Annotated in this window: 9 protein-coding genes, 1 tRNA gene and 1 other RNA gene; 4 read left to right on the top strand and 7 right to left on the bottom strand. The window is 50.2% G+C overall.

Annotated features, from left to right (window positions below; translation table 11 throughout):
• The first annotated feature begins 273 nt into the window (after positions 1-273).
• The 3 genes from AB1763_11040 to AB1763_11030 all read left to right on the top strand — a co-directional run bounded on the left by AB1763_11040 (position 274) and on the right by AB1763_11030 (position 1,820).
• Positions 274-1,068 carry an MBL fold metallo-hydrolase gene (locus tag AB1763_11040; GenBank protein ID MEW5833358.1) on the top strand — a complete coding sequence of 265 codons (795 nt, stop codon included), beginning with the start codon at positions 274-276 and terminating at the stop codon, positions 1,066-1,068.
• A gap of 25 nt (positions 1,069-1,093) precedes the next feature.
• Positions 1,094-1,663, top strand: coding sequence for a PhnA domain-containing protein (locus tag AB1763_11035; protein MEW5833357.1), 570 nt, complete (start codon positions 1,094-1,096; stop codon positions 1,661-1,663).
• Positions 1,664-1,743: 80 nt separating this feature from the next.
• A tRNA-Arg gene (locus AB1763_11030) sits at positions 1,744-1,820 on the top strand.
• An 8-nt stretch (positions 1,821-1,828) separates the two neighbouring features.
• On the opposite strand, the gene AB1763_11025 is transcribed toward AB1763_11030, so the two are convergent.
• The 7 genes from AB1763_11025 to AB1763_10995 form a co-directional block, all read right to left on the bottom strand.
• Positions 1,829-2,647 (bottom strand): hypothetical protein, encoded by an 819-nt coding sequence (locus AB1763_11025; protein ID MEW5833356.1) that lies wholly within the window; start codon positions 2,645-2,647, stop codon positions 1,829-1,831.
• Position 2,648: 1 nt separating this feature from the next.
• Positions 2,649-2,903, bottom strand: coding sequence for a hypothetical protein (locus AB1763_11020; protein ID MEW5833355.1), 255 nt, complete (start codon positions 2,901-2,903; stop codon positions 2,649-2,651).
• Positions 2,904-2,936: 33 nt separating this feature from the next.
• On the bottom strand, positions 2,937-3,524 hold the full coding sequence (locus AB1763_11015; protein MEW5833354.1) for a ParA family protein: 588 nt from the start codon (positions 3,522-3,524) through the stop codon (positions 2,937-2,939).
• 144 nt (positions 3,525-3,668) lie between these two features.
• On the bottom strand, positions 3,669-3,911 hold the full coding sequence (locus AB1763_11010; GenBank protein MEW5833353.1) for a hypothetical protein: 243 nt from the start codon (positions 3,909-3,911) through the stop codon (positions 3,669-3,671).
• Between the two features lie 181 nt (positions 3,912-4,092).
• Positions 4,093-4,461: a transfer-messenger RNA gene (gene ssrA, locus AB1763_11005) on the bottom strand.
• Positions 4,462-4,491: 30 nt separating this feature from the next.
• Entirely contained in the window at positions 4,492-5,232 is a 741-nt protein-coding gene (trpA, locus tag AB1763_11000) for a tryptophan synthase subunit alpha (GenBank protein MEW5833352.1), read from the bottom strand.
• The gene (locus AB1763_10995; protein ID MEW5833351.1) at positions 5,229-5,657 is read right to left on the bottom strand and encodes an Hpt domain-containing protein; all 429 of its coding nucleotides are present in this window, start codon (positions 5,655-5,657) and stop codon (positions 5,229-5,231) included. The genes trpA and AB1763_10995 overlap by 4 nt, the downstream gene beginning before the upstream one ends.
• A gap of 117 nt (positions 5,658-5,774) precedes the next feature.
• On the opposite strand from AB1763_10995, the gene panB reads away from it, so the two are divergent.
• Complete coding sequence (gene panB / locus AB1763_10990) at positions 5,775-6,563, top strand: 3-methyl-2-oxobutanoate hydroxymethyltransferase (GenBank protein ID MEW5833350.1); 789 nt, start codon at positions 5,775-5,777, stop codon at positions 6,561-6,563.
• Positions 6,564-6,570: the final 7 nt, after the last annotated feature.

Here is a 6,570-nt window from a genome sequence, read left to right as displayed (position 1 = left end):
GCTCAACCGCCATCCCTGCTTAGTTTTCAATGATCTCAAACCCAAAACTCAAAGCCTTAACTCAAGGCCTCTCAGCGTTTGTGGACGGGAATTATAGGAAAAATACCGACGAATGTCAAGAGGTTTTCGCACGAATTGCAGAATTTTTCGAAGATATTTCCAAACTTTCATTCCCCTATTTATAATAGAAGGAAATCGGCTTTTTCTTTTGGGTTGTGCGATTAACGATTAATATACTATAATCAACACAATACAATAAAAAGTGCGGACGGTATGGAATACATCGAATTTTTAGGTACGAGCGGAACGCGTACCCCCTCTCAGGGGACGACCTGCGTCCACGTCTCCAAACACTGCGTAATCGACGCCGGCAACCTGATCAATGCATTCGGTAACGATATTTTCAGTATCGAACATATCTTTTTGACCCATTCGCATCTCGATCATATCATTGACATTCCTTTTCTGGCCGACTTGTTCGTAACCCAGAAAAAAGTCTCCCTGAAAATCTATGCCCTGAAAGAGACCCTCGACGACCTCCGCCAATTTATTTTCAATCACCGCATCTGGCCCAATTTTGAAGAGATTGCCCTGCTCGATCGCACCGACAAGACTCTCGAATTGATCGAAATCGAACCCGATGTTTCCTACCGCGTTGACGACATTACCCTCACTCCGTTCAAAACAACCCATACGGACGGGAGCTGCGGTTATCTGATCGAAAGAGCGGGCAGCGGTATTCTTTTTACCGCCGATACCTACCGATGCGACCGCATCTGGGAAATGCTTGACGCCCACCCCCATATCCATTCGCTCGTGATCGAAGTCTCCTACCCTTCCCGGTACGCCAAACTTGCAAAAGAGAGCAGGCACCTCACCCCGCTGCTGCTAGAGGATGAAATGCGCCGATGCCGACGAAACGATTTTCGGGTTTATACGATGCACCTTAAAACCCTTTTTTCCGAAACGATCGTCCAAGAGCTAGACTCCATGAAACTGCTTCGAAACGGCGGAAAAGTACTTGCCGACGGCAGCAGGATCGCGTTTGCTCACCCCGATACGCTATAATAACGCTTTTGATAAAGGTGTTATTATGAGTATTGAACAAACATTAAAAGAACGAAGCGGCGGTATCTGTGAACTTTGCGGCGCTTCCGAAAACCTCGAGGCATTTGAAGTCGCCCCGTCGGACGGTTCTGCGGATCAATCCGTCTATCTCTGCGGAACCTGCCGTGACCAGATCGAAAACCCTAGCGATCTGAACCGCGACCACTGGCGTTGCCTGGGTGATAGCATGTGGAGTCAGACCCCTGCGGTACAGGTGATGGCATATCGCCTTTTGAGCGCCCTGGGCGATCAGGATCAACTCGATATGCTTTACCTCGAAGACGACGTGAAATCATGGGCCCAGGCGGGGATGCTGAGCACACCAAACGCGGAAGAAACAGCCGGCGGCGTGACACGTGACAGCAACGGAACCGTTTTGAGCGAAGGAGATACCGTCACCCTGATCAAAGACCTCGAGGTCAAAGGAGCCGGATTTACGGCCAAACGCGGAACCGTCGTAAAAAATATCCGTCTCACCGACGATCCGAAATACATCGAAGGCAAAATTAACGGTTCGACCATCGTTCTCGTCGCCGCTTACATGAAAAAAGCCTAAACCTATAGAAGAACTAAGCTACAATAGAGTAATCTTCCAAAACTTGTTCGAAACGCTCCGCGTTTCGAACCTTCCTATACGCGTCCGTAGCTCAGCTGGATAGAGCATTGGTTTCCGGTACCAAGGGTCAGGGGTTCGAATCCCTTCGGGCGTGCCACCCTTCTTCTATTTTTCCCGCTTTTGCGTTTCCAATGCCAAATCCGAATAAATACGCGCTTTCGCAATATTATCCCGGTGTGTCCGTGCACTGTTTTCCAGGAGAGAAATTTTCTGATTGAGCTGCGTCATCCGGGCGTTTATCGAATGACGGTTTTCCGCAACATGAACCTTGTCCGTATTTTCAGGAGACATTCCGACAAGGTTTTTGACCTGATTAACGTAACCGCTTCCCACATCAAGCGCATCAGCGATACTTTGGGTCGTAGCGGCCAACGCTGCGGTCGATTCGGAAATATCCCTCAATGTGACCTGTAGGTTGTCGGCATCTTCCAGCAACCTTGTATCGGCAAATCGGGCCAATTTCACAATCTCGGCGGAACTCGCCGTCTGTGGATCCAGTTTGTCGAATGCCGCCAGATAGCTGTCGGTACTTTTTTGGTAACGATGGAGTGCGCTTGCCGCTCCGCCGAGGTTGAGCACCGTTTTAGAGACCAGTTTGGCCGAGCTAGAGACTTCGCCCGCATAAGGTACCGGAAGGAAGCGGACGACGTTGGAGATGTAGATGCTGGATTTGATCATTCGCGAATAATCATCAACCGCCCCTTTCATCGTCTGGATGAATCCTTCGAAACTTTCAATGTTCTTTTTGTCTTCGCGCAAAAGTTTCGCAGTCCGTGCGAGGTGATCATAGCTATACATGTTCAGCTGGGCTGCACTCATGCATTTTTGCTCCGCCGCTTTGTGAACCTCGGGCTGCGGCACACACCCGCCAAAAGCGATCAAAGCGGCCACTACAACGGCCGTACGTTTTATCCCGATACGCATATCAGATCATCCCCATCTCTTTGAGTGCCCGACGTATCGCCCCTGCGATCGACTCTCCGGTCCGTTCGACGTAACGGTCCATTTTTTCTTTTTCCGTTTTCGTCAATGTCAGAAAGACTTTTTCGCTTTGCTTGGTCTCTTCCTTTTTTTTCGGACGCCCTCCGGGATGCTTGGCGGTCTGGATCGCAACGTGCGTTGAAAGTTCCCGCTGGGTGACGCGCTTGGCAAATTTGTTTTCCGTCGGCGATTTTTCCATATTTACAACCTTTTTACTGTTAATAACTCGTACCTAGTTTTTGTATTCCAGAATCTTTTCGTGCAACTCTCGAATCAATCCAGCACTTTTACGGTAGGCATACGCCTTGATCCCCCCCTGTGCCGAAAGTTCCAGGATAGATCGGTTTTCGTTGATCGCGGTCTGCAGCGCGACACTCATCGGCAATGCGAACATCTCCGTCTCAAATCCCAGCGTTTCATCAAATACGAACTTTGCGTCGTTGATGTCATTCTCTTTTTGACTCATGTTCGGAACCAGCAAAATGGGCTTTCCCATGGGAGCGATCCGTACCAGCGTATCGACCGTCCCCTGAATGGTTTCGAGGGTGGGGATGAACGGAACAATCACCAGATCCGAATAACCGACCGCCTGATCGAGTTTGACGTCATCAAATCCTCCGAAATCAAAAATCGTCGCGGTAGAGGGTGCGGAGAGATTTTTCTCGCGCAGTTCGATTTTGCGCACCCGTTCCGGGAGACGGTCCGAAAGCGATCCGTAAGGATCGATCTCGTATCCGTCGTATCCGAATGCGGTGATGAGTTGATGGGCGATCATCGATTTGCCAACGCCCCCTTTGAAATTGACAATGGTAAGATTCATTCATTTCCTTGATAGTATAAAACTGTTATTTACAGTATTTTACAATGCAAAAATAGCTTATGTCAAGTTTTGAACTGTAAATAACTTATTTTTTTATGAATATACACGAAGCATCCGCAAGCGGATAAAGGAGAAAAAAGCGGTTCAGGCGACTACGAAATCTTCTTTGTAGAGCAAATGCGCCATCGTCTGTTTGAACGCTTCCATTTCACTGAAAACGAAATCCAAAGAGAGACTTTGTTTTTCACTGATTTCGAGACAGTTGAAAATTTCCCGCATCGTCATGCGTGCGCGTTTAGCTACGATCAGATGGTCCACGGAAAGACTTTTGAGTTTGTCAAGCATTTTTTCCTGCTTTTCGTGCAGTTCGTTTTGAAGGCTTAACATCGTATACCCCCTTTTGGGAAATATGCTATTCTGGCATAGAAGAATTACTATTTTATTACTTATTCTGTAATTTTTTGTTAAATTCTGAAATTAATAGCTAGCAACGGAAAAAAATTATCACCACGTAGCGTTTGGTTACACTTATAAGAAAATATGATTTAAAAATGGAAGTGATTATGAATGGTGGAGCTGTGCGGAATCGAACCGCAGTCCGAAAACGGGCCACCAAAGGCGTCTACATGCTTAGAGACGTTGTTTGGGTCTCGGGCGACTTCACACAACGTGCAAAGCTACGCCGCCCCAGCCTCTAAATTCTTCCGCAGACGAGGCGCCCAGCGGGTATATCTATCTGGAGGTTATACTTCTCAAATCTTCGTAGATAGAATCGGAAGGAGAAGCAGTCCTAAGTTAAGTTAAAACTTACGCTACAGCGTAAGCAGGACGATAGTTAGTGTTGTTTGCGTTTAAGCAATTTGGGCCGTGTAACGGAGGTGCCCAGTCCGGCATGCAACCTAAAGCATCCCGCTCCCGTCGAAGCCATGTCAGCCCCAAAAGAAGTGAATATGCCATTATAGCACGCTTAGTCGTTAATCAGGGATTTAATATTGCGGGTAATTTCGCAGCATTTGGCGATTTTTTGGCTGGCGCCGAGAGCGTCGTCGAGCAAAACGCTGACGATGGCCGATCCGACAATGACGCCATCAGCCCCCTGCGCTTTTTCCCGGGCGGTCTTTTCGTTGACGCCGAAACCGACGTAGACCGGGGTCGTGGTGTGGCGCTTGATAGAGGCAAGCACTCCGTTCAAGTCCTCGCTCTGCCCGCTCCCGGTGATCCCCGCATACGCGACGAGATAGATGAATTTACGCGACTCGGCCGTAATCGTCGCGATACGCGCGTCGCCGTCGGTGGGAGCGACGAAAGAGATATTGGCCAGGTTATGGCGTTCGAACAACGGGGCGTAAGCTTTCGCCTCTTCGTAAGGAAGATCGGGGATGATCAGCCCGTTGACCCCGATGGTTTCGGCACGTTCGAGCAGTCTGGCCATACCGTACTGGTAAAACGGATTGAAATAGCCCATCCACAAGGTATCGATCCGCGGAGCGATCTCTTCTGAAATCGTCAAAAGATCGGCGAAACGAAACCCCCGCCCCAGGGAACGGCCGTTGGCTTCCTCGATGACCGGGCCGTCGGCGACCGGATCGGAAAAAGGGACTCCCAGTTCGAGGGTATCAACACCGTTTTCGGCCAGTGACAGCGCCAAATCAGCCGTAAAAGCGGTATCGGGATATCCTGCGGTGATGTATGCTACGAGTTGTTTCACTCTGACTCCATATCGGGTAAAATTAAAAGGGAAAAGTGGACGTGGGAGAGTTCGTTGTCCATTTTCAGATCTTCCTGCCACTGCATGAACATATCGGCCACGCTGATCATCCAGTTCACGGTCTCGTCGTTGGCTTTTTTGTCACGGGCCCGAAGCTGTTCGAGCGCCTCCTCGACAAACGCCGCAAGACGCGTCATCGGTTCCATCTGCAAATATCCCGACGCCGATTTGATGTTATGAAAAATGCGGAACAATTCGTCGATACTGCGATGGTAGCGTGTTTCGCTTCCCAGATCGACGATCAACGGTTCCATGATTTCCACCATCATTGCGTAGTGGTCCAGAAACTCGTCGATGATTTCAAAATCGAAATTCGCTTCAAGTTCGCTGCGTATGCCCATGTCGATCTTCTCCTGTGCGGTCAAATTATAACCACGTTTTGTTTAATATCCTCTCTTAAGGTTGTCATCGAATGGCGATATACCCCAAATTTTGGGTAAACTATCTACTTTAATCCCCCAGAATACAGAGACAAGACAACGATGAAAAAGCTTACAATCGGTTCCATACTCAAACGGAAAAACGGCGAGCCGCTGGTGATGATCACCGCATATGACGCCCTTTTTGCACGGCTGCTGGCGCCGAGTGCCGATATTTTACTCGTCGGGGACAGCCTGAACATGAGCTTCGGGGGCAATCCCGATACGCTGAGCATCACGATGGAGCAGATGATCTACCATACCGCCGCGGTGTGCAAAGGGGCACCCGACGCGTTCGTCATCACCGATATGCCTTTCGGAAGCTATACCGACAACGCGACGGCGCTGGCAAACGCGATCCGCGTCTATCGCGAGACGCCCGCCGACGCGGTCAAGATCGAAGGGGGAGCCGATAAAGCCGACCTGGTTCGCCACCTCACAAGCAACGGGATCGCGGTCTGCGGCCATATCGGGCTGCTGCCCCAGGCCGTTCGGGCCGAGGGGGGATACAAAGTCAAAGGCAAATCCGAAGAGGATGCGCGCACGCTGATCGAAGACGCCCGTGCGATCGAAGCGGCCGGAGCGTTTATCCTCGTCATCGAAGGGGTGAAGGCCGATGTCGCGGCGCGGGTCGCGCAGAGCGTCCGCATTCCCGTCATCGGGATCGGTGCAGGGAACGGCGTGGACGGCCAGGTACTGGTCTTTTCGGACATGCTCGGCTTTTACGAGCCGTTTGTCCCCAAATTCGTCAAGCAATACCACAACGGTGCGGCGGCGGTCAAAGAGGCCACAGATCGCTACGCGGCGGAAGTGCGTTCGCGCGCCTTTCCCGACGAAAACTACATTTACTAAAGAAAGA

This window comes from Campylobacterota bacterium, assembly GCA_040752835.1.
Lineage (GTDB): Bacteria > Campylobacterota > Campylobacteria > Campylobacterales > Sulfurimonadaceae > Sulfuricurvum.
The sequence above is the reverse complement of the archived record's forward strand: the minus strand, read 5'-3'. Positions and strand labels throughout refer to the sequence as shown.

Bases quoted from the DNA above. Each gene is read 5' to 3' on its own strand.
- AB1763_11040 (MEW5833358.1), top strand. From the start codon at position 274: ATGGAATACATCGAATTTTTAGGTACGAGCGGAACGCGTACCCCCTCT.
- AB1763_11035 (MEW5833357.1), top strand. From the start codon at position 1,094: ATGAGTATTGAACAAACATTAAAAGAACGAAGCGGCGGTATCTGTGAA.
- AB1763_11025 (MEW5833356.1), bottom strand. From the start codon at position 2,647: ATGCGTATCGGGATAAAACGTACGGCCGTTGTAGTGGCCGCTTTGATC.
- AB1763_11020 (MEW5833355.1), bottom strand. From the start codon at position 2,903: ATGGAAAAATCGCCGACGGAAAACAAATTTGCCAAGCGCGTCACCCAG.
- AB1763_11015 (MEW5833354.1), bottom strand. From the start codon at position 3,524: ATGAATCTTACCATTGTCAATTTCAAAGGGGGCGTTGGCAAATCGATG.
- AB1763_11010 (MEW5833353.1), bottom strand. From the start codon at position 3,911: ATGTTAAGCCTTCAAAACGAACTGCACGAAAAGCAGGAAAAAATGCTT.
- panB (MEW5833350.1), top strand. From the start codon at position 5,775: ATGAAAAAGCTTACAATCGGTTCCATACTCAAACGGAAAAACGGCGAG.